Genomic DNA, 26,419 nt, shown 5'->3' with positions numbered 1-26,419 from the left:
TCAATCAGTTTGTATCTTTCCAGTTAATTAAAGCTTTTCTGGCCTCAGATATGGTATTGGCAGGCTGGGCAAATTCAAAGCCATCTTTATCGTGCAAGATTTCCATAAGATGCCCAATTCTTGGGAGTCTGAGATTAATCCTTCTGATTTCCTCCGGATGCGAAAACACTTCCTGAGGCGTACCTTCCATTACAAGCCTGCCGTCATCGATTACATACGCATAATCGCAGTAAAGCGGGACAATATCAATGTCATGCGTTGAGATCACAACGGACAAATTCAGCTCAATTTGCAGTTTTCTGAGCAGCTTCATTAGCTCGCTGACTCCGAGTGGGTCAAGCCCTGCAGTCGGTTCATCCAAAATAAGCACTTCCGGCTCCATCACCAGAACGCCGGCAATGGCTGCACGTTTTTTCTGGCCAAAACTGAGGCTGTGTGTAGGCTTGTCTTTCAGGTGGGATATCCCGGTTCTCTTCATGGCTAGATCCACCCTTCTGCGGACTTCCTCCTCAGGCAGCTTTAGATTCATCGCTCCAAAGGAGATATCCTGATAGACACTGGCTGAAAACAACTGCTTATCCGGATCCTGAAAAACAATGCCAACAGATTTTCGAAGCTGTTTGAGACCTTTTACTGAATAATCCAGCGGCAGGCCCTTGAATAGGACTTCGCCGCCTGAAGGCTTATTGATGCCGTTAAAGGAAAGCAGCAACGTTGATTTTCCAGCACCGTTGCTTCCGAGGACTGCTGTCGTTTTCCCCTGTTTAATCCCAAGTGACAGGGCCTTTAAGGCCTGGGTTCCATCACTGTAGATGTAGTGGAGATTTCTGACTTCCAAGATATTTTTAGCCTCCACATTTTCAATCAAGCCATTTTCGGCCATTATAGCAAGCCTCCTGTCCATTGTTTGGAAAACAGCGCAACTGCAATCAGGAATAGGTTAATCAGCATAATCGGAATATATTCTGTCCAATGGGTCTCCGCCTGCTCATGGATCACACTGAGCTCACCGTCATATCCCCTGGCTTCAAGCGCAATATACAGTTCATCCGCCCTCTGATAAGACCGGATAAAAAGTGACGAAGCCAGAGCCGCCAATGAACGGTATCCGGAGGAAAGCCCCGCATAGCCCAAGCGAGAATTCTGCGCCGTAAACATGGTGTCTGCCATTTCTAAAAATACAAAAATAAACCGGTAGATCAGTCCCATCAATTCAACCATCAGTCTTGGAACTTTAAGCTTCCGAAGAACTGCCAACAGGTCTACCATTGGTGTACTCAGCGATAAATAATACAGACAGGAAACCGCGCCAAGCGCTTTAAAAACAGATTTGCCGCACTTAAAATACCGGACTGCGACACCCCGATATACATGCCAAATGCATATACAGAGAATACAAAAACATCTTTGTCCCCTGAAACATTGACCGCAATGGTTAAAACGCCGATCACTAAAAAGGAAAGTGGGACAAGCATAAGTCTAATAAAAATTCTAACAGGTGTACCGCCTTTGCAAACGGTATACCAGCCCATGATCAGGAGCGTCAAGATTGACACCGCAACGGAATCAGCCCAGAGACAGACCCCCAAAACCAAAACGGCTAAGACTAGCTTTTTCAATGGATTCGTTTGTTTAAGCCTGGATAAATAAGCGTATTTATCGATGTAAATCATTGTTTACCGATTCTTCCTTTTTCTTACGACCCCGCAGATAACCTAACCCGTAGCCCAAAACACCTGCTCCGACAGCTGCCTGAAGCGCAAACAACAAGCTTTCAATTTCTCCGCTAGGCGGCTCCCAAATTGGTGAGAACCAGGCCTGGTAATTCCCGTTAAGTTCTGCTATAGCTTGTTCAGCTTGGCTGTCAGCCCCAGCAAACTCCGCATTTTTTTGCACAATGAGGGGTATAACGGCAAGCGCTATGACAATCGTAATTAAAATAATATTTGTGATGATAACCCGATTTTTATTCTTCGGTTTCATCGTTTCTACAGACACTTTCAGACCTCCTTTGAAAGTATTTTTAAGTCTTTAAGCTCATCCCCTGCATAGGATGAAATCGCCTTAAATATCAGCACAGTCAAAATACCTTCACTGATCGCCAATGGTACTTGCGTTAAGGCAAAAATACCTAGAAACTTGGTAAGTGATGCCATAACGCCGCCTGTTTCAGCTGGAAACGCCAGTGCAAGCTGCACCGATGTCGTGACGTAAGTCAATAAATCCCCAAGTGCGGCAGCGAGAAACACAGCAAGCCACTGCGGTCCATTTGCTTTCTTCACCATTTTGTATGTAGCAAAAGCTACCAGCGGCCCCACAATGCCCATCGAAAAAGTATTTGCCCCCAATGTTGTCAATCCGCCATGGGCCAGTAAGACAGCCTGAAACAGCAGTATGATCAAGCCAATTACGGCCATTGCGGTCGGTCCGAACAAGATAGCGCCAAAACCAACCCCTGTAGGATGCGAACTGCTTCCTGTAACGGAAGGAATCTTCAGGGAAGACAAAACAAAAGCAAAGGCACCTGCCATCGCCAAAAGCATTAATGTTTTGGGATGCTCTCCAACAGTTCTTCTGATAGAAAAAAAACCAGCCAGAACAAAAGGTATTGCCAAAGCACCCCAAGTAATACACCAACCCGCAGGAAGGAAGCCCTCCATGATATGCATGGCATATGTCTGCTGGGGCAAGAACATAAACATAAGTACGAGACCCATTATCCAAATCTTTTTATTTATCATCGTCAAACTCTCCTATATAAGATATGAAACAAAAAACCTCTCAACATCTTACGTCGAGAGGCTCATATGCTAGGAAGTTTTCCTCGGTAGTCTTGCACATACATCCCCCTCTCTATCACTCGTAGAGTATATGGTGAGACACTAAAACAGGTAGGTCTTCTGGCTTAAGCATCATCGATCTTCAGACCTTCCCAGTTTCCCAGTGGTATACCTGAAGAACTCCACTTTCACAGCGGCGTGACCGCGCGGGCTTCTACCCGACTTTCCTTATTCATTGAATGATACGCTTATCAGCTTCATTCAACACCTGTTCTGCCTATTCAGTTTTAATCCTGATTCATTATATCGCTCTTTCGACAAGGAATCAATATTATTTTTACTTTAGCCTTGAACATATTAATTGAAGTATCTTTACCTCCATCAATTCTATTTGTGGTAGGGTTCCCCTTTGCTAATCTTGCACGCCCGGTAAATCTGCTCCAGCAGGATAAGCCTGATCATCTGGTGCGGAAAGGTAAGCTTCGAGAACGACCACCGGTAATCGGCGCGTTTTCGGATTTCATCTGCCGTACCGAGAGATCCGCCAATCACAAAAGTGATCCGGCTCTGGCCTGAAAGCCCTTTTTCATCAAACAAAACGGCAAGTTCGGGTGAAGAAAGTTCCTTCCCCAGAAGATCCAGCAAAACCACATAATCCTGAGGTGAAATTAATTTAAGAACCTTTTCAGCTTCTTTCTGTTTTACTCTTACTTCGTCGGCAGCTGATGCCCTTTCGGGGCATGGTTCGTCCTCAACTTCAATCATCTCAAGCCGGATGTACGCGCTAAGACGCTTGGCGTATTCCTTCAGCCCTTCTTTTAAATAATTTTCTTTGATTTTCCCTACCGCTAGAACTTTGATCTGCAGCATGTTTTCTCCAACTCCAGTCACTATGTTTGCGTCCAAACATTTGCAATCAAAAACTTGAAGGTTAAATCTCTCTGATATTGGATTATTTACAATGAAGATTTTTTTCAAAAGTGTCAATAATATTGATGGAGGTGAAAAAAAATGAGTAAAACAAGTGAAAGCAAAAAAAAGCTGCTGCAGAATCTAAAAATGGAGGCTGCGGCTGAAATCGGCCATCTTGATTTTGTAAGGGAAAATAACGATCACTATAAAGGCGATGTTACTGCCAGACAGAATGGTCTGGAAGGAGGCCCGATCGGCGGCCAGATGGTCAAAAAAATGATCGCCTATGCCAAACAGCAGATGAAATAGAATAACGGACTCATTTAGTATTCCTAATCTACTTCAATAAATATTCAAAACTTCTTCAGCCTACAATACTGAAGAGGTTTTTTGTTATATAATCTTCTGTTCGGAATACGACTGCTCTGTACCTTCTTCAGTGTTATGCAAAGCTGCCGCTTCCTCGCCGGGTGCAGATTGCATTTGCCCGGCGTTGTTATTCATTTTGTTTCTATCGTTCGTATTGGCATTATTGAGTGCTTCCGACCTCTCCATATTTTTGAAAGCGACTGAAAGCATCAGTTTAATTCTGTTGATCTGATTCACCTGGCTGGCACCCGGATCGTAATCGATTGGCACAATATTCGCCAGCGGGTAGTGCCGTTTAAGTTCGCGGACCATCCCTTTACCCGTGATATGATTTGGCAGGCAGGCAAACGGCTGCAGACAGGCAACGTTTGTTGCTCCGCTTTCTATCAGTTCCAGCATTTCTGCGGTCAGGAACCAGCCTTCACCGGTCTGATGTCCGAGATGCATGATCTTGCCGGCCATATCGGCCAACTCATAAATCGATTTGGGAGGATGGAAACGGTTGCTCTTTGCCAAAGTGCGTTTCATTACCCGGCGGTAGTTTTCCAATCGCCAGATAATATAGCGGCTGATAAGCTCGCTTTTCAGTGAGCCAGCGAGTTCTTTTCTTCTGAATATTGTTCCATACGCACAGTACATAAAGAAATCCATCAGATCCGGCAGAACGGCTTCGGCGCCTTCCTTTTCCAGAACATCCACAATAAAATTATTGGCAAATGGATGAAATTTGACGAGGATCTCCCCAACCACCCCGACCTTTGGTTTCTTAACATCCAGGATCTCAATATGATCAAAGTCCTTGATAATTCGGCGGATATTTCGGTGATATTCCCGCAGGTTCATCGCAGTCAGGGTCGGCTTTAGTTTCTTCAGCCATTTGGCCAGAAGATCATTCGTTTCTCCTTTATTTTTCTCATAGGGTCGTATGGCATTAGTTACGCGCATCAGCAGATCGCCATAAACCGTAGCCATCACGCAACGTTTGATCATCTTCATGGAAAGTTTGAACCCGGGATTGGATTCGAGACCGCCGGCATTAAGGGAAATAACCGGAATCTGTTCCATGCCGGCATCTTTTAAGGCTTTACGGATAAAGCCAATATAATTGCTGGCCCGGCAGCCGCCGCCTGTTTGCGACATGATGACTGCCGTCTTGTTCAGGTCATAACGGCCTGATTTCAGTGCCGCCATAATTTGACCGACAACTAAGATTGACGGATAGCAGGCATCGTTATGCACATGCAGAAGTCCCTGTTCGACGACATCCATCTCGACATCAGGCAGAATCTCTATCTTATAGCCTTCCAAACGGGTAGCTTCTTCAATAAGTTCAAAATGGATCGGTGCCATCTGTGGAGAAAGAATCGTATACTCATGCTTCATTTCTTCTGTAAACATGACTCTTTTAGGTGTCTCAAAAAGCTTATGCGCATGAATTTCTTTTTTGTCTCTTTCCTTCATTGCAGCGAGCAATGACCGTATCCGGATACGAATAGCACCCAGATTATTGATCTCATCAATTTTAACCAAGGTATAGGTCTTTCTGTACTGATGCAGTATCTCCTGAACCTGATCCGTGGTGACGGCATCCAGTCCGCAGCCAAACGAATTCAATTGGACAAGTTCCAAGTCATCCCTGGTTGCCACAAAACTTGCTGCCGCATACAGCCTGGAGTGGTAGACCCATTGGTCGAGGACGCGCAGAGGCCTTTCCACCTGACCAAGATGAGCGACAGAATCTTCAGTCAGCACAGCGATCCCCAGACCGGTAATCATCTCTGGAATCCCGTGGTTGATCTCCGGATCGGTATGATACGGCCGACCGGCAAGTACGATGCCTTTCAGGTTGTTCTTTTGCAAATAGTCCAATACTTCTTCCGCTTTGTTTCTGAGGTCCTGGCGAACAGCATCTCTTTCGGCAAAAGCCTTATCTACAGCACTTGCTGCCTCTTGTCGTGTTATACCCATCGCTTTAAATTCTTCATAGATCCGAACTTTTAAACGCGCCATATCATCAATCGGCAGGAACGGGAAAATAAATGCAACTTCTTTGTTCCTTATTTCATCCACATTGGCATGAAGAGATTCCGGATAAGAAGTGACAATCGGGCAGTTGTAATTATTATTGGCGCCAGCCAGCTCTTTTTCATCTCTCGGAAGGCACGGATAGAAAATCCGCTTGACCCCTTTGTTCAGAAGGTCCTTAATATGCCCGTTGGCCAGTTTGGCCGGATAGCACAGCGACTCAGAAGCTACGGTCTCCATGCCGAGCTCAAATATCTTTTTTGAGGAGCGGCCGGACAAAATAACTCTGAAACCGAGCTCCGTTAGCAGCGTAAACCAGAACGGATAATGTTCATACATATTCAGGACCCGTGGAATCCCGATTTCGCCACGGGTTGCTTCTTCCTTTTTGAGTGGTTTATAGGCAAATAGACGCTCATATTTATAGGCAAAAAGGTTCGGAATATCCTCAGAGGTGTTTTCCAGTCCGGCTCCGCGCTCGCAGCGGTTTCCTGTCAGAAACTCCCTGCCGTCCGAGAATTGGTTGACCGTCAACAGGCAATTATTGCCGCATAGGCCACAGTGGCGCGTATGGGTCTCCGTAAGGAAATCCTCCAGTTCATTTTCACCAAGCAGGGTAGTCTGTTCTCCGGCCTGATAATGGTCGCGGGCAATAAGAGCTGCTCCGAACGCGCCCATGATACCGGCAATGTCCGGACGAATGACCTGGCGGCCCGTGACACGTTCAAAACTTCTTAAAACAGCATCATTATTAAACGTTCCGCCCTGAACAACAATTTTCTTACCAACTTCGGAAGAATTGTGCAGGCGGATGACTTTGTATAACGCATTTTTGACAACTGAATACGAGATCCCGGCCGCGATGCTGCCGATATCCGCGCCTTCTTTTTGAACCTGTTTGATTTTGGAATTCATAAATACGGTGCAACGGGTACCCAAATCGACCGGGGTCTTCGAAAATAAACCTTTTTGCACAAATTCTGAGAGAGATAAACTCAGAGATTGGGCCAGCGTCTCGATAAATGACCCACAGCCCGAAGAACATGCTTCATTCAGCATGATATTATGAATAACGCCGTCGCGGATCTGCATGCATTTCATGTCCTGGCCACCGATATCGAGGATAAAGTCAACACCGGGCAGAAAATATTCGGCGCCCTTAAGGTGGGCAACCGTTTCTATTTCTCCGTAATCAACTTTGAGGGCAGCCTTTAGCAGGGCTTCTCCATAGCCGGTCACGACGGAACCGCCAATCGTAGCTCCGGACGGCAAAGCCTGATAAAGCTTTTGCAGAGCAGAAACCGTAGATTTTAACGGACTTCCTCCGTTACTTCCATAATGGGAATAAAGTAAATTGCCATCTTCATCGATCAGAGCCAGTTTCGTCGTGGTCGATCCGGCATCGATACCCAAAAAGCAGGTTCCCCTGACTTCTGCCAGCGGTCTCTTCGCGACGGAATTTCCTCGATGCCTTTGACTGAAGGCTTCATACTCTTCTTCACTGGCAAACAAAGGCTGGAGGAGGGTAGTGGCCGAATCCGAATTATGCAGATTCGGGATGTTCTCATAGATCACGTGAAGATCGCAGACTTCACTCTGTTTCGAAGCCAGGGCTGCCCCAATCGCCACAAAAAACTGAGCATTATCTGGCACGATAATATTTTCCGGTTTAAGCTTCAAGGTCTCAATAAAGCGCTGGCGCAGTTCAGGCAGGAAAGAAAGCGGTCCGCCCAGAAATGCCACATTGCCCCGGATTGGTTTGCCACAGGCTAAACCCGCAATGGTCTGATTCACGACAGCCTGAAAAATCGAGGCGGCAATATCTTCCTTGGCCGCACCTTCGTTTAAGAGCGGTTGAATATCTGTTTTAGCAAAAACCCCGCAGCGCGAAGCAATCGGATAAATCTCCTGATGATGCGAAGCCAGTTCATTGAGACCCGCAGCATCGGTTTTCAGCAAGATGGCCATTTGATCAATAAACGCACCTGTCCCGCCGGCGCAGGTACCGTTCATCCTGAGTTCGGGCGATTCCCCAAAATATGTGATCTTGGCATCTTCGCCGCCCAGCTCTATCGCGACATCCGTATCCGGAATAAATCGTTCAACAGCTTTTTGGCAGGCAATGACCTCCTGAATAAAAGGAATCCCAATCTGTTCGGAAGTGGACATACCGCTTGAACCTGTCACGTTCATGGTGACTTTTTCATTGCGGAACTGACTGTAAATCTTTTGCAGGAGGTTGCTGACTGTATGCTGGACATCTGAAAAATGCCTTTGGTAGCTGCTGAAAACCAAGTTATCTTTTTCATCAAGTATTGCAATTTTGACGGTGGTCGAACCGACATCCAGTCCGATATGCATTTGTTTCGTCATTCACCTGTCTCCTTCTGTTTAAACAACCTGCTCAATCTATAAAAAACAGCGTTTTAATATTTTTTTGTATCAAACTTTATTATATCAGGTTTCATCTGTGTAACAAAATAGCAACTTTTTCTGTCCGGTCCTGTGTCTCGTCCTGCTTAGTATCTCGTCCTTATTATTGTATGAGAATACCGGGAAAAACGCCTATCCCTATAGAAAATGTGACTGCCGCCAAGCTTTTGGCGGCAGTCTTTAGCTGATATAGTCGAATGTCTTCCTATAGCTGATTCGTTCGACCTTTCTAGTTTCTGGCTACTCTATTCTGATCTGATTTCTCCGAGGACCGCATCCGTTTTATACGTGCTGCCACCCCGGAAATAGCTGACAGATACTTTGTCTCCCGGCTTGTATTTAAAGAGTTCGTGTGTCAGCTCCAGAGAATTGGTTATGGCTGTTCCGTTAATGGCCGTAATGATATCTCCGGCCTGGATACTGGCTTTAGCTGCCGCCCCACCGTTTTCAACACTGGCGATATAGCAGCCTGCCGGCCAGTCTTTGAATGAAGCATATTCCTCCGTGTAGCGGTCGTCGATATTGATCTGCAAAGCCGGATGACTCGCAAATCCTTTTTCAATGAGCTGCTGAATTACAGGCAGCGCATCGGAAATTGGGATCGCAAACCCCATACCTTCAAAGCCCTGGGTATCGTTTTTGGCTGAATTGATTCCGACAACCTGGCCGCTGTAATTGACGAGCGGCCCACCGCTGTTGCCTGGGTTAATCGCCGCATCCGTCTGAATCAGATTGAAGCTGGCTTCCCCCTGCAGCTGAAGAAACCTGTCTGTCGCTGATACCACACCGGCTGTGACTGTACGGGCAAAATCCTGGCCTCCCGGATTCCCGATCGCAACAACAGATTCTCCGACTTTTAACGCTGCGGAATCTCCGAGCTGGACAGCCGCAAGTTCCTTCGTACCGTCAATTTTGAGCACGGCAAGATCGGTCCGCGGATCACCGCCGACAAGCGTTCCAGGAACATCCCGACCATCGGCAAGCGAAATTATAATTTTTTCAGCATCTCCAATGACATGATAGTTGGTAACAATATAGCCATGGGCAGCATTGATGATAAAGCCGGAACCGCTTCCTGCTTCACTGAGTCCATCACTGCTGCCGGCAAAAATATTCCCGCTATACTGAAAGTTGGCCACACCTACGACAGCAGGCCCTACTGTGCTGGCAATATTAACCACCGGTGACTCTCCACCGGCAGTACTCGAGGATGTAATCGGGGGATTTTCTGCCTGCTGAACGACAACCTTATTACCGCCCTCCAAATAATTGCCTTGAGGATATACCGCAGGAACAAGGACGACAGCAATCAAGCCTCCCAGAATTGCGCTGATGACAGCAAGCAAAACTGTTGAAACAATACGGGGTTTCCCACTCCTTCGTCCGAAATCGTCCCGGTCATTATAATCATCCATCTGACATTCCTCCTATCCAGTATGTATCATGTCTACCTTAAATTTAGTCTGTCAGTTATGTTCTCTTGACATACTATCCCAGTGTAATAAGTTCGTGCGGACAATGTCTTGGTGCGACCCTGATTTTTAGATTCGCGCATTTTTTCTTAACCTGCGAATCCCGAAGCATCTCCACGACTGTACTGAGCGCCATTTGCGGCGTATTATTTTCTTCACTTAAGTGAGCAAGCACGACTTTTTGCGTATTTTCACCAAGCCATTCCGTCAAGGCCTCAGCAAGCTGGACATTGCTCAGATGTCCAGCATTTCCGCTGACTCTTTTCTTCAAATAGTACGGATATCTTCCGTGCCATAGTGTTTCCAAATCGTGGTTTGCCTCGACGACGTAGGCATTACAGCCCCGAAGATTCCGATGCATCTCTTCCGTAACAATGCCGCTGTCAGTCGCTATGCCAAGCGTATGCGTTTTACCTGTTATTTTAAGACCGTAGCTTTCCCTGCTGTCGTGGGAAGTCGGGAAGAGTTTTACCTCCATACCCGCAAGAAAGATGTCCCGATCAATAATTCTTTTCTGTTCAGAATCAATATCCCCAACCACCGTTTCAATTTCCTGCCAAATTCCGGCTGTCGCATAGACGGGAATCTTCAGCTTGCGGGCCAGCACGCCGGCTCCCTTGACATGGTCGGAATGTTCATGGGTAATGATGATACCTTCCAGCTGAAGAGCGGTGATATCAATCATCTCGAGGTTCGTAAGCACTCTCTTGGCCGCAATGCCGCAATCCACAAGCAGACTCCTGTTTTCTTCCCCTACACATATGGCATTACCGGAACTGCCGCTGGCCAGTGTTGCAAAATACATCTGTTCACCTTCCCGATCTGTGATTCAGGCGCTTACTCATTCTGTCATTAACATGTCTGTCGTTACTTGTCTCTGGCTCGTTTGTCTAAGGCTCAATGTCCTGAGCTCTTGCTATCATTTCCTCGAGCTTGGTCTTCATCTTTTCATCCGTATTGTATTTCAACGCCGTCTGCCAGTACTGCTCGGCCTTCTTGTAATCTTCTTTGCTGTAAAACTGGAACATCCCATACCAATACAGCACATCCACATTTTGCGGTTCCTTTTCGATTAATTCCTTGTATGTTTCATCCGCAAGATCAGAATCACGTGAAAGGAATGCGGATATTGCAAGTTTTAACCTTACATCATTGTCGTCTTTCTGTGCCAGGACCTTTTGGTAATGCGTTATTGCATTCTGCAGATCTTCCTGGTATTCTTCATCGTTAAGCTCAATTGTTGTACTCGCTTTACGATAATAAGCGTCGGCCAGAGCCAGCTGCGCTCCGACGTCTTCCGGGTTCTTTTCGAGTGCTGCGCTGAGTTCCACGACGGCCTGCTTCCGCTGATTGTATTCCTGCTCCAACGCTTCCTGGCCCTGGGTATCTTCCGTATTATCAGACCCCGGAAGGGAAATTGCATAAAATGTTGATCCAATAAGGGAAATGCAGATGATCCCTATAATCATACCTACGGTGATTTTTTGAACTTTTTTTTTCATTTTTTCTCTTTCTCCTAACCTGCAACCTTCCTATTATCAATAATAGGAAGGCTAGTTAATCTCTCCTTAGAAACAATAGCGTCAAAGAAGCTCTTCCTTTGTGCCAGGGTTCTCTTGTTAAACAAGAACCCTTTGCCTGGCTTCCATGATTTTAAGATAGTATGCGACTTCAAGCCTTTTCTTCTGCAGCTCGCATCCCATCGGATACACTTTTGTCAGTTCCCCGCTGAAAGCTTCATTGGCTGCATGGCATCCGCCGCTGCATGAGAAGCGTGCCCAGCAGACGCGGCATTCTTCCTTCGCATAGACCTGCGCCTGGCGGAAGGACTGAACAATTTCTTCCTTTAGTTCACAGTTCAGATTATTCACAGATCCCATTTTATATTTTTCCTGTCCGACAAACTGGTGACAGGGGTAAATATCCCCCTCCGGCGAAACGGCTACATACTCATGTCCGGCCCCACAGCCCGATAGCCTCTTAATCAGGCAAGGCCCTTCATCGAGACCTGCATTGAAGTGAAAAAAGACAAATTCTTTCCCTGCCTCGCGATATTCCAGTACTTTTTCTCCTAAAATATCGTAGCTTTCTTTGATTTCTGCCAAATCTTCCTCTCTGAAAGCATACACTTCCTGCGGAGAAGCTACCACCGGCTCCACAGAGATCCTTCGGATGCCGCTGTCCGCCATATGCAGGACATCCTTGTAAAAGTCTTTATTGAAATGTGTATAGGTTCCCCGGACATAAAAATAATTGCCAACAGCATAACGCGATGTCTCCGACCGCATTTCCGTAAATTTAAGAATCTGCGGCATAATCCGGTCATAACTTCCGGCTCCGTTCAGGAAAGGCCGCATTCTGTCGTTTACTTCCTTGCGTCCATCCAGACTCAGTACAACACTGATTCCTTCGTCTTCCAAGAATCTGGTGGTTTCTTCATTCATCAAAACTGCATTCGTTGTCAGCGTAAACTTGATTTTTTTACCGGCCTGAGCGGCTATTTCCCTGCCGTAAACAATCAATTCCCTGATAACCGGCAAATTCATCAGCGGCTCGCCGCCAAAGAAATCAACCTCGCAATGCCCCCGGTCTCCGCTGTGATCCAATAAAAATTTCAACGCTTTCTTGCCTGTCTCAACGTTCATTAATTCGCGGTTGCCGCCGAAAGGTCCTGTTCCCGCGAAACAATATTTACAGCGCAGGTTGCAGTCATGCGCAACGTGCAGGCACATCGCCTTGATCACCGGCCGGTCAGAAAACGACAGTACTGTTTCTTCGGGCTCGCAAGAAAACAACAGCTTTTGATCCTGAAGCACTTTCAATTCTGCCAGGATTTCCTGTTTTTCTTCAGAAGAAAGATTATACCCGCAACTGTCCAACATCTCTTCTGAATCTTCCAAACTGTTTTTCTGCTGATATGTTATCAATTCCTGAATAAAAGCATATGTCTTGTCATCGATCACATGAAGCGACCCTGAATTGACATCGTAGGCAATCTGAAGTTTCCCTTGCGTATACACGTGTACATTTTTTGCTATATTGTAGTTCCTTAATTTCATGTTTCTGTATCCTCTACCCATCGTAATAGTTTTCAGAACAATTATACCATTGAAATACCTTTATGAAAAAAGAAAACTTGGCTGACGCCAAGCTTTTTTACAGAACCCCGTTATAAATAACCGTCTGTCTTCTATAATGTTCCTGTTATTTTTCACAAACCTGATTGCCAACTGTACAAGAAGTCTTACAAGCCGATTGGCAAGATGTCTGGCATTTTCCGCATCCTCCGGTTTTAGCTGTTGAAGCTAAGTTCCCCTTAATGACTGTCTGAATATGTTTAGCCATGTGTATCCTCCTTATTATTGTTTAGGCTGACTGAACAAGTAGATGACCTTTCCTTCAGCGGAGTATCCGGTGATATCTGCGCTTACCGATGGGACCTGCGGTTCACTGACAAATGCATACCATAGTCTCAGCTGATCGGTGTTAACAACCTTCCCCTGAACCTTTTCCCCATCGGTCGTCGTAACACTTACACGTACAATATCCTTATTCGTCACCTTGCCATAATAGACTGAATATTGGGTGCCGCCTTCTCCAAGATCCGCATATCGCCACTGTAGGCCATCGGGATAAGTAACAAGCTTGCCAATCGCACTTCCTGTCCATTTCCAGCCAAAACTGTTTTTCGTAAATATCCCTGTGCTTAATTCTTCTTCAAATGTGTAAAACACGATTCCGGAATTGTCACTGACTTGTTCAATATGCACCAGGTTATATCCCTTGGGAATAAGCGGTTTAGCTTTCACCACCGCGTCTTCCAATGAGTTGCATCCGCCTAATACTGCTGTCATGATCACAATCGACAAAATTGCTACAATTTTCTTGAGCTTGCCCTTCTTGCGAAACATTCGGCTGTTAGAGTCAGATAACATTCTTTTTCTTTCAGCTCCTTTCGGCTTAACGCCTCACTAAAGCCTCGTGTAATCTTTATTATACATGCGTCCCGCTAAAATACCATTAATTAGCTTTTCCGATAAAAAAACCAGCTTAAAACTGGCCTTATATTCTTAAATTGGAGCGGAAGACGGGATTCGAACCCGCGACCCTCGGCTTGGGAAGCCAATGCTCTACCGCTGAGCCACTTCCGCATGATATTTCAAGGCTTTAGACTTCCTAGCATGTTCTAGGAGCATGGCGTACCTTTGTCGGGTAAGCATTATTATACTTCAAAATTTAATACTAGGCAAGATTATAAGTTTAATTTTTACAATTTCGACGATATTACTAGCTCAGTTGACTCTACCCCAATTTGGTGCAGGCTTTATTTTAAGGTTAATACACTTTTAGGTACTCCTACACTACCAGTTTCAGCACTTTGTCATCCTTTTTCTTAGCCCACAGTAGCAAGTGCCGCCAGTAACAACATTCCCTCATTTTCCCGATAGATTTGCGCGAATTGGGAAATCGGCAGGGGATTTCGGCCAAATCCAACCTCAACCGTATAGCCCGGTCTCCGGTACTTTTCAATAAACCAATCCTTATAGCCTGCATACAATGTTATTCCGGTCGCTTCTTCCAGCACATAGCCACTTTTTTCTGCCAAACTGAGTGCAATTTGCCGGTCCCTAGCCGAAGCCAGACCTCTGTAATTCCAGTAGATCACCCTGCCTTGGCTGTGGTAGGCCAGGACAAGTCTAAAATTATGATTTCTCGTAAAATCTGCAACTGCTTTGGATTCAGGTTCGGATTCCGGTCCTGTCCCTGAAAATCTGGTCGGGCCAGGCCCGGTTATTCCGTGACTGGCTTCCGCTTGTTTCGACAACTGCCAGGATGCATCATAATTGTGGTTTAGATCTACGCCACGAATATTGGCCTGCCAGACCTGGCCAAAATTTATTCGGCCTTCATTCCATTTTAGAAGAGATGTGTAGAATGGATGATTTATCCGAAGTCCGTTTAAGACCAGATCAATACCATCTGGATTCACCATAGGGATTAAATAAATTGAACTTTGACCCCATATCTCTCTTATGTTGTATCCCCTGACCGAAGTTCCATCCACATAGTTTTTTAGATAGTTTTCACAGAACTTCATCAGCACAACTGTCGTAATCCATTCCAGTGAATGATGTGACGCATTATAAAATACCTGATTCGGTCCATTACCCAGCCTCAGATAGTAAAGATTCCGTCCCATAATACTTTTTCCGGCAACCCCAGTTTCCAAGAAAGGATAGCGTTTCTGTAACCCGGCAATATCCCGCTGCAAGATTTCGTAGGTGTAATTGAGGTTTGTATCGACAATATCAAAAGCATAGGGCACGGTCAACTGTTGTCCTGCTCTTATATTGTCAGAACTGATCCCGGGATTTGCTGCTAAAAGCCGCTTAGTATTGATTTTATAACGGTTGGCAATCTGGTACAATGTATCTCCCGCAGCAACTGTAACCATGATGTAGCCGTTCAATAACGGCAGAAGCTTTTGATACGTGATTGGACCAATGATTCCATCTGCTTGGAGACCACTGGCTGCCTGAAACTGTTCGACCACTTGCTCTGTATTGTTTCCGAATACCCCGTCTACCGTCCCCGGATCGTAGCCCAGCTTTTTGAGCAAAGCCTGAACTTCCATCACATCGTTTCCTCTGACTCCAATCTTAAGTACGCGCACCTAAATCCCCCCATCTATGTTCGTTGTTATAATCTATGGGGATCCATCCGAAAGGATGTGTGTAAAGTTGCGGCAAAAACAAAAACGAGTCCTTAACAGCAAAAACCGTTAATAACTCGCTTTACAGGAGCGTATGGTGCCTCAGGACGGAATCGAACCGCCGACACGAGGATTTTCAGTCCTCTGCTCTACCGACTGAGCTACCGAGGCGTGATCGATTACCAATCTATCGAAACTCAGCTTAATTTAAAAATATGGTGACCCGTACGGGATTCGAACCCGTGTTACCGCCGTGAAAGGGCGGTGTCTTAGGCCGCTTGACCAACGGGCCATAGGCGATACATTTGTGAACCATCTATAATGGTTTCACCCAATTTTTTTGCTCATGTTTCTGTATTATACAGATAACACGACAAATAGTAAAGAACTTTTTTAAATTTTTTAAAATTTTTTATTTTAAAGATAGTGTATCCTTCAATTGCCGGTATTACATTATACTGTATGGTATTTTGATGGGTAATAAAAAAGCTTGCATCCGTTAAGACACAAGCGTTTTATCGAGTTTTGGTGAGCCATCCGCGACTCGAACGCGGGACACCCTGATTAAAAGTCAGGTGCTCTACCGACTGAGCTAATGGCCCAGGCCACAATTCATGATTTTATCATTTCAGTCCCCGGACTGTCAAGTAAAACTTTAATAACCCTTGACATCCAAGATACCAGGCGTTAATGTGGAAAAATTAAAGTACATTCAGATTCATTATCAAAATCCTTAAAAGATATTACCCCGCGTAATCGTTTGATTGCGGCCAGGCCCGACAGCGAGCATGGTAACTGGAACCCCGGTCAGCTCTTCCAAGCGGTGGATATAATTCTTGGCCTGCTCCGGCAGCTGGCTATATTCGCTGATCTCCGTCAGATCTTCCTGCCAGCCCGGCATTTCTTCATAGATCGCTTCACATTCGGAGAGGACTTTCAAACTTTGCGGGAAATCATGAAGAACTTCACCTTTGTAGCGATAAGCTGTACATATCTTTAACGTGTCCATTCCTGTCAGGACATCCAGTTTGGTAAACGCAAAATCAGAAATGCCGCTGATCCGCACCGCATAACGGGTAATGACAGCGTCCAGCCAGCCACAGCGCCGCGGCCGTCCGGTTGTTGTCCCATACTCTCCGCCTTTTTCCCGGATAAGTTCCCCTGTTTGGCAGGTCAATTCCGTTGGGAAAGGTCCTTCGCCGACCCTGGTCGTATAGGCTTTAACAACCCCGACAACCTTGTTGATCCGGGTTGGTCCTACTCCTGCACCAATGCAGGCTCCGCCGGCTATAGGGTTGGAAGAAGTTACATAAGGATACGTTCCATGGTCCAAATCCAAAAGTGTTCCCTGAGCGCCTTCAAACAAGACCTTTTTCCCGTCACTTAAGAAATGGTTGATTTCAAGGGAAGAATCACGGACATAAGGCCGGATCCTCTCCGCATATTCCAGGCATTCCTGAAGCACAGCTTCATAGCTAAGTGCTTCCTGTCCATACACCTTTGTAATCAGCAGATTTTTTTCTTTAAGGCTATATTGCAGCTTCGCTGTCAGCTCGTCTTTATCTAGGAAATCCAATACCCTGATTCCGGTACGGGAAGCTTTATCCTTGTAAGCCGGGCCGATACCGCGTTTGGTTGTTCCAATTTTTTGGTCTCCCTTATACTCTTCCTCTAGGACATCAAGAATACGATGGTAGGGCATGATCACATGGGCATTACCGCTAATTCTAAGGTTGTCTGTACTTACGCCCTTGTCTTTGAGATAATCAAGTTCTTCAATCAACACCTTCGGGTCAATAACCAGGCCATTGCCAATTACGCAGACCTTTTCCGGATAAAAGATCCCTGAAGGGATCAGATGGAGTTTATAAGTCTCCTTATTAATTACAACTGTATGTCCGGCGTTATTTCCTCCTTGATATCTGACTACCATATCGGCTTTTTCGGCCAAAAAGTCCGTTATTTTACCTTTTCCTTCATCACCCCACTGGGTTCCGATCAGAATGACTGCTGCCAATGCAAATCCCCCATTTCCATCATGACTTCAACCCAAACTTCATCTTAACAACGATCACCCCTGTTGTCAATAAAATCCGAACATTTGCTGTATTCCTACGCTAAATGTTCGAATATTTAATACAATCAAATATAAGCAATAATTTTAATTAACGATCGTGCATTAACCATAATTCTTATCGAGGTTAACAAATTTCGTAAATTCCTTCAGATACCCAAGCTCAACTGTACCTACAGGACCATTGCGGTGCTTGGCAATAATAATCTCAGCAATACCTTTTTTCTCCGAATCAGAGTGATAGTATTCATCCCTGTAAATAAAGGAAATAAGATCGGCATCAGCCTCGATTGATCCGGATTCCAGAAGGTCGGACATCAGTGGCCGCTTGTCCTGACGCTGCTCAACGCCACGGTTAAGCTGAGACAGGGCAATAACCGGCACGGATAGTTCACGTGCAACGCCTTTTAAGCCTCTGGAAATCTGGGCGACTTCCTGCTGGCGACTTTCTACCTTCTTGCCGACGGTCATTAACTGTAGATAATCAATAATGATCAGCCCAAGTCCTTGTTCCATTTTTAATCTTCTGGCTTTAGACCGAAGCTCTGCCAGGGATATCCCAACGGTATCATCAATAAAGATTGGTGCTTCAGACAGCGGACCTACAGCCTGGGTAAGCTTTGGCCAGTCTGAATCCAATAGTTCACCGGTCCTAACCCGCTGCTGATCTACCATCGCTTCAGAACAAAGAATACGCTGGACAAGCTGCTCTTTGGACATTTCCAGGCTGAATAACGCTACAGGAACCTTAGATTTCACCGCAGCATTCTGTGCCATATTTAAGACAAGTGCCGTTTTGCCCATCGATGGTCTGGCGGCAATAATGACTAGGTCGGAAGCCTGCCAGCCGGAAGTGATTCGGTCCAACTCCCGAAAATGGGTCGGGACTCCTGTCAGGTTCCCTTTATTGGAATAGAGGTATTCGATCTTGTCAAATGTTTTCAGGAGAATGCTGCGGATTGTAACAAAACCTTCCTTAGACTGTCTTTGAGAGATTTCAACAATCAGTCTTTCGGCTTCCTCCAATAAACTAAGGGCTTCTTCCCCCGCTTCGTACCCTTTTTCTTCAATGTAGCCGGCAATGCGGATCAGCTGACGGAGCAGGGCTTTCTCCGCCACAATCCGGGCATAATGTTCCACGTTGGCCGCTGAAGGCACAGATCCGGCAATCTGAGAGATCGTTCCAATTCCCCCGATGCTCTCCAGCCTGCCTGACTGCCTTAAGTTCTCAGCCACTGTAACCAGATCAACAGGATCCCCTTTTTCGAAGATATCCCTGATGATCAGATAAATATTTTTATGGTTATCGCGGTAGAAATCCTCCGGGCGTAAAATCTCGAATACAGTACTGCCCTTCTGGGGATCGAGCATTAGTGCGCCCAGAACAGCCTGTTCAGCCTCAAGATTATGGGGAGGAACTTTCAAAAGTTCCATGCTCATTTCTCCTCGTTTGTTAGGCTTGTGCAATTTTTATAGCTTCCTCTATATTTTCAACAGCAAGGACTTCAATTCCTTTTAATCCAGGAGGAACTTCTGCGCGATTTTCCGTCGGAATGATCACTGTTTTTACTCCGGCCTGTTTGGCCCCAAATATTTTTTCGTAAATGCCGCCAATCGGTTTGACTTTTCCCTGGATTGAGATTTCACCGGTGACGGCTACATCTCCTCTCAGGGGCTGTTCCTTCAAGGCGCTGTAAATCGCCATGGTCGTGGCAAGTCCGGCTGAGGGGCCGTCTATTCTGCCACCACCAACCACATTGACATGGAGGTCATAGTTCTTCAAATCTTCTCCTGTTAGGCTCCGGATTACAGCTGCGGCATTAAACACTGCGTCCCTGGCCATTGAACCTGCCGTCTCATTAAAGCGGATGCTTCCTTTGCCGGTCTCTCCGTTGAATACTTTCACCTCAATCTCCAAAACCGAGCCAAGGAATCCCGATACCCCCAGTCCAAGTATTCTGCCGGTTTCCTTGCTAGAGGTTACACGTTTTTGAACGAAAGGAGTCAGTCTAGCTGACCTGAGCACTTCTCTGACATCGTCTTTTGAAATTAGAACTTCCTTTTTGCCGGGATTCCTAAACCTTGCCAGACCATACGCATCCAAAAGGATGCTGTTCGCTTTTCGTCCCTCAATCATATATTCACTGATAATTTCCGGTACATTTTCTTCCAACTTGACATTCAGTTTCAAAGCTGCCTGTCTGATGATATGGGTAATATGAGCCGGTTCCAAAGGCTCAAAATAGACTTCGGCACAGCGGGAACGCAAGGCCGGATTCAGATCCTGTGGTTCTCTCGTAGTGGCCCCAATCAGTACAAAATCCGCGGGAACACCTTCATCAAAAATTTTTTTAATATATAAAGGAATTTGGGGATCATGAGGATCATAATAGGAGGACTCAAAATGAACCCGCTTATCTTCCAGGACCTTCAGCAGCTTATTCAGCAACGTTGGATCCATCTCTCCAATTTCATCGATAAACAAAACACCGGTATGAGCATCGTTTACCAAGCCCAGTTTGGGCTCGGGGATACCAGTCTCAGCCAGATCTCTTTTCGCACCCTGATAAATCGGATCATGAACTGAACCAAGCAAAGGATTGGTGACATCCCGCAGATCCCAGCGCAGCGTCGTACCGTCGACTTCAATAAACGGTGCATCCTTACTGAAAGGCGAATCCGGAAAGTTTTTGACGGTTTCCAGCGCAACCCTGGCTGCTGATGTTTTGCCGACTCCCGGTGGACCATAAATCAGGATGTGCTGGGGGAAAGGCGTCGCAAGCTTTGCAAGCAGGGCCTGCAAGGCACTTTCCTGTCCGATAATTTCTTCCGGGGTCTGCGGTCTCAGGATTTCAATTGCAGAAGATACCGGCTTTGTTGCTTTCATCTTTTCCAGCTGCGCAAGCTTTCGAAGTGTTTGCGCATTCTCAGGACCTCCGGTCTCTTTCAGAACTTGGGTCTTGATCTCTTTGATATATTCTTCATGCCGCTCCTGCATTTTCTCGGCAACCGCCTGATTTAAACGGTCTTCTACAGAACGCTTCGCGACCGTCTCTGCGATCTGCTCTTCAACCTCCGTCAAAATTGCCGGGATATCTTGCAGGTTTGGCGCCGGTTTGTCCGTTGGATCATCGTTGACAAGCTTTTGCAAGCCCAAGACACGTTCCTCGATCTTGTCAGAACGCATCAGGGTAAGGGCCTCAAGCTTGCTCGCTTTTAAAATCAATTTATCTGTCCCGTATAGATTGGAAAGCACGACATACAGCGCGTCTATCTCCAATTTTAACTGTCCGTCCGCAATCTCCGCAGTATATTTTTCGTGACTTTCCTGCCCCTCTTGCTGTAAAAATTTCTTAAATAAGCCTTTCACGCTGGTCACATCCTTGTGCTTTACTCTTCGGTCTTACTGGGCTTCTATCTTTATCTTCAGCCTCGCTGTTACTTCAGAATGGAGCTTTACTGTAGTCTGATATTCTCCCAATCCTTTGATTGGTTCCTTGACTTCAATTTTTCTTTTATCTAGTTTGAGTTGATATTCCTTTTCCAATACCTCGGCAATCTCTTTATTCGTTACCGAACCGAATAAACGGCCTTTTTCACCGACTTTCACTTTGACAATGATATCCATGTTCTCGATTTTTTGGGAAAGATCCAGCGCCTCTTGTTTTTCTCTCTGTTTGCGCAGTTCTTCCTGTTTTTGTTTATGCGCCAGATCCTGAACATTTCCCTGAGTTGCCTCAACCGCGAGTCCGCGCGGGATCAGAAAATTACGGGCATAGCCATCCGTGACTTCGCATACTTTACCCTTTTTGCCGAGCGCCTTGACATCTTCTTTTAATATTACCTTCACGGTTTCTGTTCCTCCATTTTTTCGGGGATCTTTCGAAAATTAAATACTAAATCAAAAAGCCCCGTAAATATTAAACATATGAAAAAGAATGATGAAACGAAAGCCACCATAATTACAATAATCCAGATCAGCAGATGAGAAAACTTCAAGCCTTTGATCAAATAAGCCAGGCAGGACAGCCCAATAATACTGGTTATCAAAGCTGTAACGGCCATCACATTCATACCGGTTATTCTCAGAATACTATTGGCAAAGTAGTCTCCACCCAAATAGGCAGAAATTCCAATAATCGCTAACCACACCGCATACCAGGGCATTCTCCATAAAGAAAAAGGTTTAGGTTTGTTTCCGAAAGAAAATATCCTGAAAAACAGGTAAACCAGTCCAACCTCAAGCATCGCAAATATCCCGGAAAAAGCAGGCATTAATTGATAGTAGACCGGAACCATGGTCCGGAGAGTGCTTTCGAATTGCTCAGTTGAAATCCCCTGCTCCTGAAAAGCACTAAACAGGCCTTGCTGCTCATAGAACTGGAGAACTGTAACAATATTCTTTTCCAGATTCTCCGGCTGAAGAGCCTGACTGACTGCAGGAATTACCGGTAACGCCCCGATAAGTGCAGCCAGCAGTAAACTCCAGAATATACTCTGACTGGTAGAGAACCCTTTTTCTTTTAAGATAACCAGCAAAATTCCTGCCCAGGGAGTAAATCCGATCAAGGAGATTCCACTGGTTCCAACTGGAATAAAAGATAAAATATAACCAATTCCTAAAAAAAATGCCGTGTTTCGGCAGCCGGAACTTCTGGTCTGAAATAACACGAAAAAAATCAATAATACCTCGACCATCCAGCTCCAGTAGTCAAATAAAGACGCAAGTAAGGGAAGAAATAACATGATCAACCTGGAACCATACCGAAGTGCATCCTTATCACTTATAACCATTTAATTTTCTCCTGTTCAGTCTTCCTCGGGAACAAGATAACCAAGCAAAAGACTCAGGTCACCCCATTCAGTTTCGAGACTAAGGAAATCTTCCCGCTGCCACCGGGACATTTTATTAAACAAAACCCTATCCAAACGGGAATAATCAAAGCCAAGCCTGCGGGTAAGCAAATAACTTAAACCAACCAGTCCGGCCATACTATCGAGAAGCTGTTCCTGGGAAGCACTTAAAGTCCCCTGCTGGACCAGCCACTGAGCTTTGAGAAGCTCTACTTTTAATTCCTCTATGGCTTTCGAGGATTTTACGATATCAATATTGATCGCAGCAACAGACTCCACGGCAATTACCTCCTGCAAAAAAGTAATGTAAGATTTCGCGAAATCAAGCTGAAACTCCTTCTTCTACTTTTCCCCAGAACAAAGAAAACTTGCCCTGTTGCCTAAATTAAGAAAATGAAACAAAGAAAGGGAGCCTTGCTCCCTTTCTTTACTAGTCGATAATGTAGGGCAGCAACGCGATGCTGCGAGCCCGTTTAACGGCAATCGTGACTTGCCTCTGGTGTTTGGCGCAATTGCCTGAGATTCTACGGGGCAGAATTTTGCCTCTCTCAGTAATATATTTACGTAATTTTTGTGTATCCTTGTAGTCGATGCTCTCAACTTTATCAACACAAAAGCTGCATACTCTTTTACGCGGACGGCGTCCCCGTTCCTTTTTTACGGCAGCGTTTGCCACTGAACGCTCCTCCCTTCAAACTAAAATGGTATATCATCATCTAGACTAACTTCATGTGCAAAAGAACCAAAATCATTTTGAGCTGAAGATGATCCGGCATTATTGTCTTTGGGACTTAAAAATCTGACGTTTTCTCCCAAGACCTCTGTCACCCATCTTTTTTGCCCATCCTGACCATCATAAGAGCGAACCTGAATCCTGCCATCTACTGCAGCCAGTCTTCCTTTCGCCAAATAATTCGCGCAGAGTTCAGCTAACTGGCGGAAAACAACGCATGGAATAAAATCCGTTTCTTTCTCGCCCTGACTATTCTTGTAATTCCTGTCGACGGCTAGCGTAAAAGATGCAACAGCTACACCGTTTGGTGTATAGCGCAACTCAGGGTCTTTCGTTAATCGCCCGATAAGTACTACACGATTCAACAATCTTAACCCCTCCGCATTGTTATTCCTTCTTGGTTGTCATAAACCGGATCACAGCATCAGAAATTTTCATCAGCCTTTCCAGTTCATCAACCGTACGTGCTTCACCGTTGAAGTTCATCAGGACATAAACACCTTCATTGAACTTCTTAACCTCGTAAGCCAGGCGTCTTTTACCCCAAACCTCAACCTTGAGGTCTGTACCACCATTGGCATTGACGATCTCTTCAAATTTTTGAATATTCGCTTTTGAAGCCTCATCATCGAGATCCGGTCTTATAATGTACATCACTTCGTACGCTTGCATAAATGCACCTCCCCTCGGACTAAATGGCCCCACCTCGAGTGTGGAGCAGGGTTATTATGCTACAAGATGACATTATAACATTTCCTTATGCTATTTGCAAATAGCGTAATCTTGCTAATCTGCTAATCTTGAGGACTTTTATTTAGACGTTATTTAGACATTAAATCTGAAATGCATAATATCGCCGTCCTGAACGATATAATCTTTGCCCTCTAAACGAATCAGGCCCTTGTCCCTGGCCCCATTCAGACCGCGATTCTCCATAAAATGTTCATATTTGACAACCTCGGCCCGAATAAAGCCCCGCTCAAAGTCGGAATGAATCGTACCCGCCGCCTGAGGCGCTTTGGTTTCCCGACGAATCGTCCAAGCCTTTACTTCTTTAGGACCTGCCGTAAAGAAAGTTATCAGTCCAAGCAGCTTGAACGCGCTCCTTATCAGCCGATCAAGCCCAGATTCCGCGAGCCCGAGTTCCTCCATAAAGATTTCTTTCTCTTCTTCTTCAAGTTCTGCTATTTCTGCTTCAATCTTGGCGCAAACAGGAATGACTTCAGCATTCTCGAGTCTGGCTATTTCCTGTACCTTTTGGACATTGGCGTTATTTTCCCCGTTGGAAGCTTCTGTTTCAGAAACATTCGCGGCATAAATCACCGGTCTCAGGGTCAACAGACTGACACAGTTCAGCAATTCTTTTTCTTCTTCAGAGAAACCAGCCAAATTAGCCGGTATCCCCTGGTCAAATTTTTTCATGAGCTTTTCCAATACCTCAGCTTCGAATTTGGCCTTCTTATCTCCGGATCTGATCATTCCGACCAGCTTGGCCTGACGGCGGTATACGGTTTCCATATCTGCCAGGATCAATTCCATCCGGATCGTTTCAATATCCCGTCCCGGGTCAATTTTGCCTTCGACGTGAACAACGTTATCATCTTCAAAACAGCGTACAACATGAACAATGGCATCCACTTCCCGGATATGGGAAAGAAATTGGTTGCCCAGTCCTTCACCTTTACTTGCACCCCTTACCAGACCGGCAATATCGACAAATTCGACAACTGCCGGAACTATTTGCTGCGGATTCACAATTTCAGCCAGTGCTTTTAACCGAAAATCCGGTACCTGTACAATTCCGACATTCGGATCAATCGTACAGAATGGGTAATTGGCCGATTCTGCTCCGGCTTTCGTTATCGCATTAAATAGTGTTGACTTGCCGACATTGGGCAGCCCAACTATTCCTACATGCAGAGACATGTTTTTCCCCCTCAAATTCTTGTTAAATCAGTCCAAGATCCCCTGACTGTTTTTTGCCGTCAAGATCTCTTTAATATTCCTTTCAAGCTTTGCCCTGGTTATCCAAGTCTGATGCCCACATTTCAGACATTCGATCCTAAAATCCATACCTGTTCTCATGATCTTAAATTCTGTATTGCCGCAGGGATGAGACTTTTTGAGCCTGACAATATCTCCTACATTAAGATCCATAGTTGTTCAACCTCTCTTTCAAACCAGCCCATTCAGCAAAGGTATAGAATCCAAAGGATTATTCAGAATATCCCCTGCAAAAACATAAATCCCTGATAAAATCATACCATATCCCTGCATAAACCAAGGATAAAGCAAGGAGCTACCCGTCTTAAGCAATCCAGAGTCACCGGTGCTTAACAACGGTGAAAACAACCCCAGGACCAGAGAAATCACGAGAAAGGTACTCAGCAAACCAAAAAGCAGTCCTCCCCCTCTATTGATAAAACTTAAGTTTTTTGCTATAGGGGTAATGACCAAAGCTATAATAAGATTAATAATACATGCTGCCAAAATAAACAAAAGCAGGACAGCCCCAATCTTCAGGACATAATCTGTCAAAACAGGTGTAGCCTGACCAATCATGGATTGCCTGATGCTGTCAGCGGCACCGTAGGCATCTGTCCCGGATACTTTGCTTTCAGCAATTTTGGTCAAAAAATCTCCGATTTTGGGCTCCAGTTTTGCTTCAAGCCCTAAAACAGGTTCCAATAGATTCAGAAATGGTTTGTGAAAAAAAACCGCAATGCCTATCGCAGCAATCTTCCCGATAAATCTTGATAAACCGGTAATAAGGCCTTTCCGAAAACCGGTTATGCCTCCCAAAACCAGCAGCGCCAGCATTACATAATCAAATGTATTCACGCTACCTCTCCTTTACAGGAATGGCGGGGATATGTGCGAATCGAACACACCTCGGAACGTTCTGCGCCCCGACACACGGATTTGAAGTCCGGGAACGACACCAGCCGCTATATATCCCCAAGACCTTTTAGAGTCTGCTGAATCATTTTAACACTTTATGCTTCGAATGTGAATCTTTGTCTTATTCTTTAGCAATTCTTTGTACGCGCTTAA

The 26,419-nt window shown here is 45.4% G+C and carries 25 protein-coding genes, 5 tRNA genes, 1 pseudogene and 1 riboswitch; of the genes and pseudogenes, 1 reads left to right on the top strand and 30 read right to left on the bottom strand.

Annotated elements, in window-relative coordinates; translation table 11 throughout:
- Positions 1-4: 4 nt before the first annotated feature.
- From C1I38_RS01180 to rlmH, 5 genes and pseudogenes are all read right to left on the bottom strand, one after another.
- Complete coding sequence (locus C1I38_RS01180) at positions 5-883, bottom strand: ATP-binding cassette domain-containing protein (RefSeq protein WP_119775482.1); 879 nt, start codon at positions 881-883, stop codon at positions 5-7.
- Positions 883-1,673 (bottom strand): annotated as a pseudogene (gene cbiQ, locus C1I38_RS01175) (cobalt ECF transporter T component CbiQ). The gene C1I38_RS01180 and the pseudogene cbiQ overlap by 1 nt, the downstream one beginning before the upstream one ends.
- Entirely contained in the window at positions 1,657-1,983 is a 327-nt protein-coding gene (locus C1I38_RS01170) for an energy-coupling factor ABC transporter substrate-binding protein (protein WP_199698274.1), read from the bottom strand. The pseudogene cbiQ and the gene C1I38_RS01170 overlap by 17 nt, the downstream one beginning before the upstream one ends.
- Before the next feature lie 17 nt (positions 1,984-2,000).
- Complete coding sequence (locus C1I38_RS01165) at positions 2,001-2,741, bottom strand: energy-coupling factor ABC transporter permease (protein ID WP_119775477.1); 741 nt, start codon at positions 2,739-2,741, stop codon at positions 2,001-2,003.
- Between the two features lie 131 nt (positions 2,742-2,872).
- Positions 2,873-3,067: riboswitch (cobalamin riboswitch) on the bottom strand.
- Positions 3,068-3,167: 100 nt separating this feature from the next.
- Positions 3,168-3,647, bottom strand: a complete 480-nt coding sequence (rlmH, locus tag C1I38_RS01160; RefSeq protein WP_199698273.1) for a 23S rRNA (pseudouridine(1915)-N(3))-methyltransferase RlmH — start codon at positions 3,645-3,647, stop codon at positions 3,168-3,170.
- Positions 3,648-3,791: 144 nt separating this feature from the next.
- On the opposite strand from rlmH, the gene C1I38_RS01155 reads away from it, so the two are divergent.
- Positions 3,792-4,001: an alpha/beta-type small acid-soluble spore protein gene (locus C1I38_RS01155; RefSeq protein WP_119775473.1), complete on the top strand. Its 210-nt coding sequence runs from the start codon at positions 3,792-3,794 to the stop codon at positions 3,999-4,001.
- 84 nt (positions 4,002-4,085) lie between these two features.
- Here the strand turns inward: C1I38_RS01155 and C1I38_RS01150 are convergent, their stop codons facing one another.
- The 25 genes from C1I38_RS01150 to C1I38_RS13955 form a co-directional block, all read right to left on the bottom strand.
- Positions 4,086-8,459 carry a 2-hydroxyacyl-CoA dehydratase gene (locus tag C1I38_RS01150; protein ID WP_119775471.1) on the bottom strand — a complete coding sequence of 1,458 codons (4,374 nt, stop codon included), beginning with the start codon at positions 8,457-8,459 and terminating at the stop codon, positions 4,086-4,088.
- Positions 8,460-8,764: 305 nt separating this feature from the next.
- Positions 8,765-9,934 (bottom strand): trypsin-like peptidase domain-containing protein, encoded by a 1,170-nt coding sequence (locus tag C1I38_RS01145; protein ID WP_119775470.1) that lies wholly within the window; start codon positions 9,932-9,934, stop codon positions 8,765-8,767.
- Positions 9,935-10,007: 73 nt separating this feature from the next.
- Complete coding sequence (locus C1I38_RS01140; RefSeq protein WP_119775468.1) at positions 10,008-10,796, bottom strand: MBL fold metallo-hydrolase; 789 nt, start codon at positions 10,794-10,796, stop codon at positions 10,008-10,010.
- Positions 10,797-10,881: 85 nt separating this feature from the next.
- Positions 10,882-11,493: a tetratricopeptide repeat protein gene (locus C1I38_RS01135; RefSeq protein WP_119775467.1), complete on the bottom strand. Its 612-nt coding sequence runs from the start codon at positions 11,491-11,493 to the stop codon at positions 10,882-10,884.
- 117 nt (positions 11,494-11,610) lie between these two features.
- Positions 11,611-13,050, bottom strand: a complete 1,440-nt coding sequence (gene scfB / locus C1I38_RS01130; protein WP_119775465.1) for a thioether cross-link-forming SCIFF peptide maturase — start codon at positions 13,048-13,050, stop codon at positions 11,611-11,613.
- A gap of 145 nt (positions 13,051-13,195) precedes the next feature.
- Positions 13,196-13,336, bottom strand: coding sequence for a six-cysteine ranthipeptide SCIFF (gene scfA, locus C1I38_RS01125; RefSeq protein WP_019224921.1), 141 nt, complete (start codon positions 13,334-13,336; stop codon positions 13,196-13,198).
- 14 nt (positions 13,337-13,350) lie between these two features.
- The gene (locus tag C1I38_RS01120; RefSeq protein WP_243109273.1) at positions 13,351-13,926 is read right to left on the bottom strand and encodes a hypothetical protein; all 576 of its coding nucleotides are present in this window, start codon (positions 13,924-13,926) and stop codon (positions 13,351-13,353) included.
- Between the two features lie 141 nt (positions 13,927-14,067).
- Positions 14,068-14,142, bottom strand: a tRNA-Gly gene (locus tag C1I38_RS01115).
- Between the two features lie 242 nt (positions 14,143-14,384).
- Positions 14,385-15,665, bottom strand: coding sequence for a M14 family zinc carboxypeptidase (locus C1I38_RS01110; RefSeq protein WP_119775463.1), 1,281 nt, complete (start codon positions 15,663-15,665; stop codon positions 14,385-14,387).
- Between the two features lie 134 nt (positions 15,666-15,799).
- A tRNA-Phe gene (locus C1I38_RS01105) sits at positions 15,800-15,875 on the bottom strand.
- Between the two features lie 45 nt (positions 15,876-15,920).
- A tRNA-Glu gene (locus C1I38_RS01100) sits at positions 15,921-15,996 on the bottom strand.
- Between the two features lie 234 nt (positions 15,997-16,230).
- Positions 16,231-16,306, bottom strand: a tRNA-Lys gene (locus C1I38_RS01095).
- A 131-nt stretch (positions 16,307-16,437) separates the two neighbouring features.
- Positions 16,438-17,721, bottom strand: a complete 1,284-nt coding sequence (locus C1I38_RS01090; protein WP_119775462.1) for an adenylosuccinate synthase — start codon at positions 17,719-17,721, stop codon at positions 16,438-16,440.
- Between the two features lie 162 nt (positions 17,722-17,883).
- Positions 17,884-19,212: a replicative DNA helicase gene (gene dnaB, locus C1I38_RS01085; protein ID WP_119775460.1), complete on the bottom strand. Its 1,329-nt coding sequence runs from the start codon at positions 19,210-19,212 to the stop codon at positions 17,884-17,886.
- Positions 19,213-19,231: 19 nt separating this feature from the next.
- Positions 19,232-21,148 (bottom strand): Lon family ATP-dependent protease, encoded by a 1,917-nt coding sequence (lonC, locus tag C1I38_RS01080; RefSeq protein ID WP_119775458.1) that lies wholly within the window; start codon positions 21,146-21,148, stop codon positions 19,232-19,234.
- Between the two features lie 33 nt (positions 21,149-21,181).
- Complete coding sequence (rplI, locus tag C1I38_RS01075; RefSeq protein ID WP_119775457.1) at positions 21,182-21,628, bottom strand: 50S ribosomal protein L9; 447 nt, start codon at positions 21,626-21,628, stop codon at positions 21,182-21,184.
- Complete coding sequence (locus tag C1I38_RS01070; RefSeq protein ID WP_119775455.1) at positions 21,625-22,572, bottom strand: DUF2232 domain-containing protein; 948 nt, start codon at positions 22,570-22,572, stop codon at positions 21,625-21,627. The genes rplI and C1I38_RS01070 overlap by 4 nt, the downstream gene beginning before the upstream one ends.
- A gap of 15 nt (positions 22,573-22,587) precedes the next feature.
- Complete coding sequence (locus C1I38_RS01065) at positions 22,588-22,911, bottom strand: MazG-like family protein (protein WP_015044995.1); 324 nt, start codon at positions 22,909-22,911, stop codon at positions 22,588-22,590.
- 151 nt (positions 22,912-23,062) lie between these two features.
- Positions 23,063-23,308 carry a 30S ribosomal protein S18 gene (rpsR, locus tag C1I38_RS01060; RefSeq protein ID WP_119775454.1) on the bottom strand — a complete coding sequence of 82 codons (246 nt, stop codon included), beginning with the start codon at positions 23,306-23,308 and terminating at the stop codon, positions 23,063-23,065.
- Between the two features lie 20 nt (positions 23,309-23,328).
- On the bottom strand, positions 23,329-23,733 hold the full coding sequence (gene ssb / locus C1I38_RS01055; RefSeq protein WP_119775452.1) for a single-stranded DNA-binding protein: 405 nt from the start codon (positions 23,731-23,733) through the stop codon (positions 23,329-23,331).
- Positions 23,734-23,752: 19 nt separating this feature from the next.
- Complete coding sequence (gene rpsF / locus C1I38_RS01050) at positions 23,753-24,037, bottom strand: 30S ribosomal protein S6 (protein WP_119775451.1); 285 nt, start codon at positions 24,035-24,037, stop codon at positions 23,753-23,755.
- Between the two features lie 153 nt (positions 24,038-24,190).
- A complete protein-coding gene (gene ychF / locus C1I38_RS01045; RefSeq protein ID WP_119775449.1) occupies positions 24,191-25,291 on the bottom strand; it encodes a redox-regulated ATPase YchF in 1,101 nt (366 codons plus the stop codon).
- Between the two features lie 27 nt (positions 25,292-25,318).
- The gene (locus C1I38_RS01040; protein ID WP_119775447.1) at positions 25,319-25,522 is read right to left on the bottom strand and encodes a DUF951 domain-containing protein; all 204 of its coding nucleotides are present in this window, start codon (positions 25,520-25,522) and stop codon (positions 25,319-25,321) included.
- 18 nt (positions 25,523-25,540) lie between these two features.
- Positions 25,541-26,206: a CvpA family protein gene (locus C1I38_RS01035; protein WP_119775445.1), complete on the bottom strand. Its 666-nt coding sequence runs from the start codon at positions 26,204-26,206 to the stop codon at positions 25,541-25,543.
- A gap of 21 nt (positions 26,207-26,227) precedes the next feature.
- Positions 26,228-26,325, bottom strand: a tRNA-Sec gene (locus C1I38_RS13955).
- Between the last annotated feature and the right edge of the window lie 94 nt (positions 26,326-26,419).

The organism is Dehalobacter sp. 12DCB1, from assembly GCF_004343605.1.
GTDB lineage: Bacteria > Bacillota > Desulfitobacteriia > Desulfitobacteriales > Syntrophobotulaceae > Dehalobacter.
This window is presented reverse-complemented; position numbering and strand designations above follow the sequence as displayed.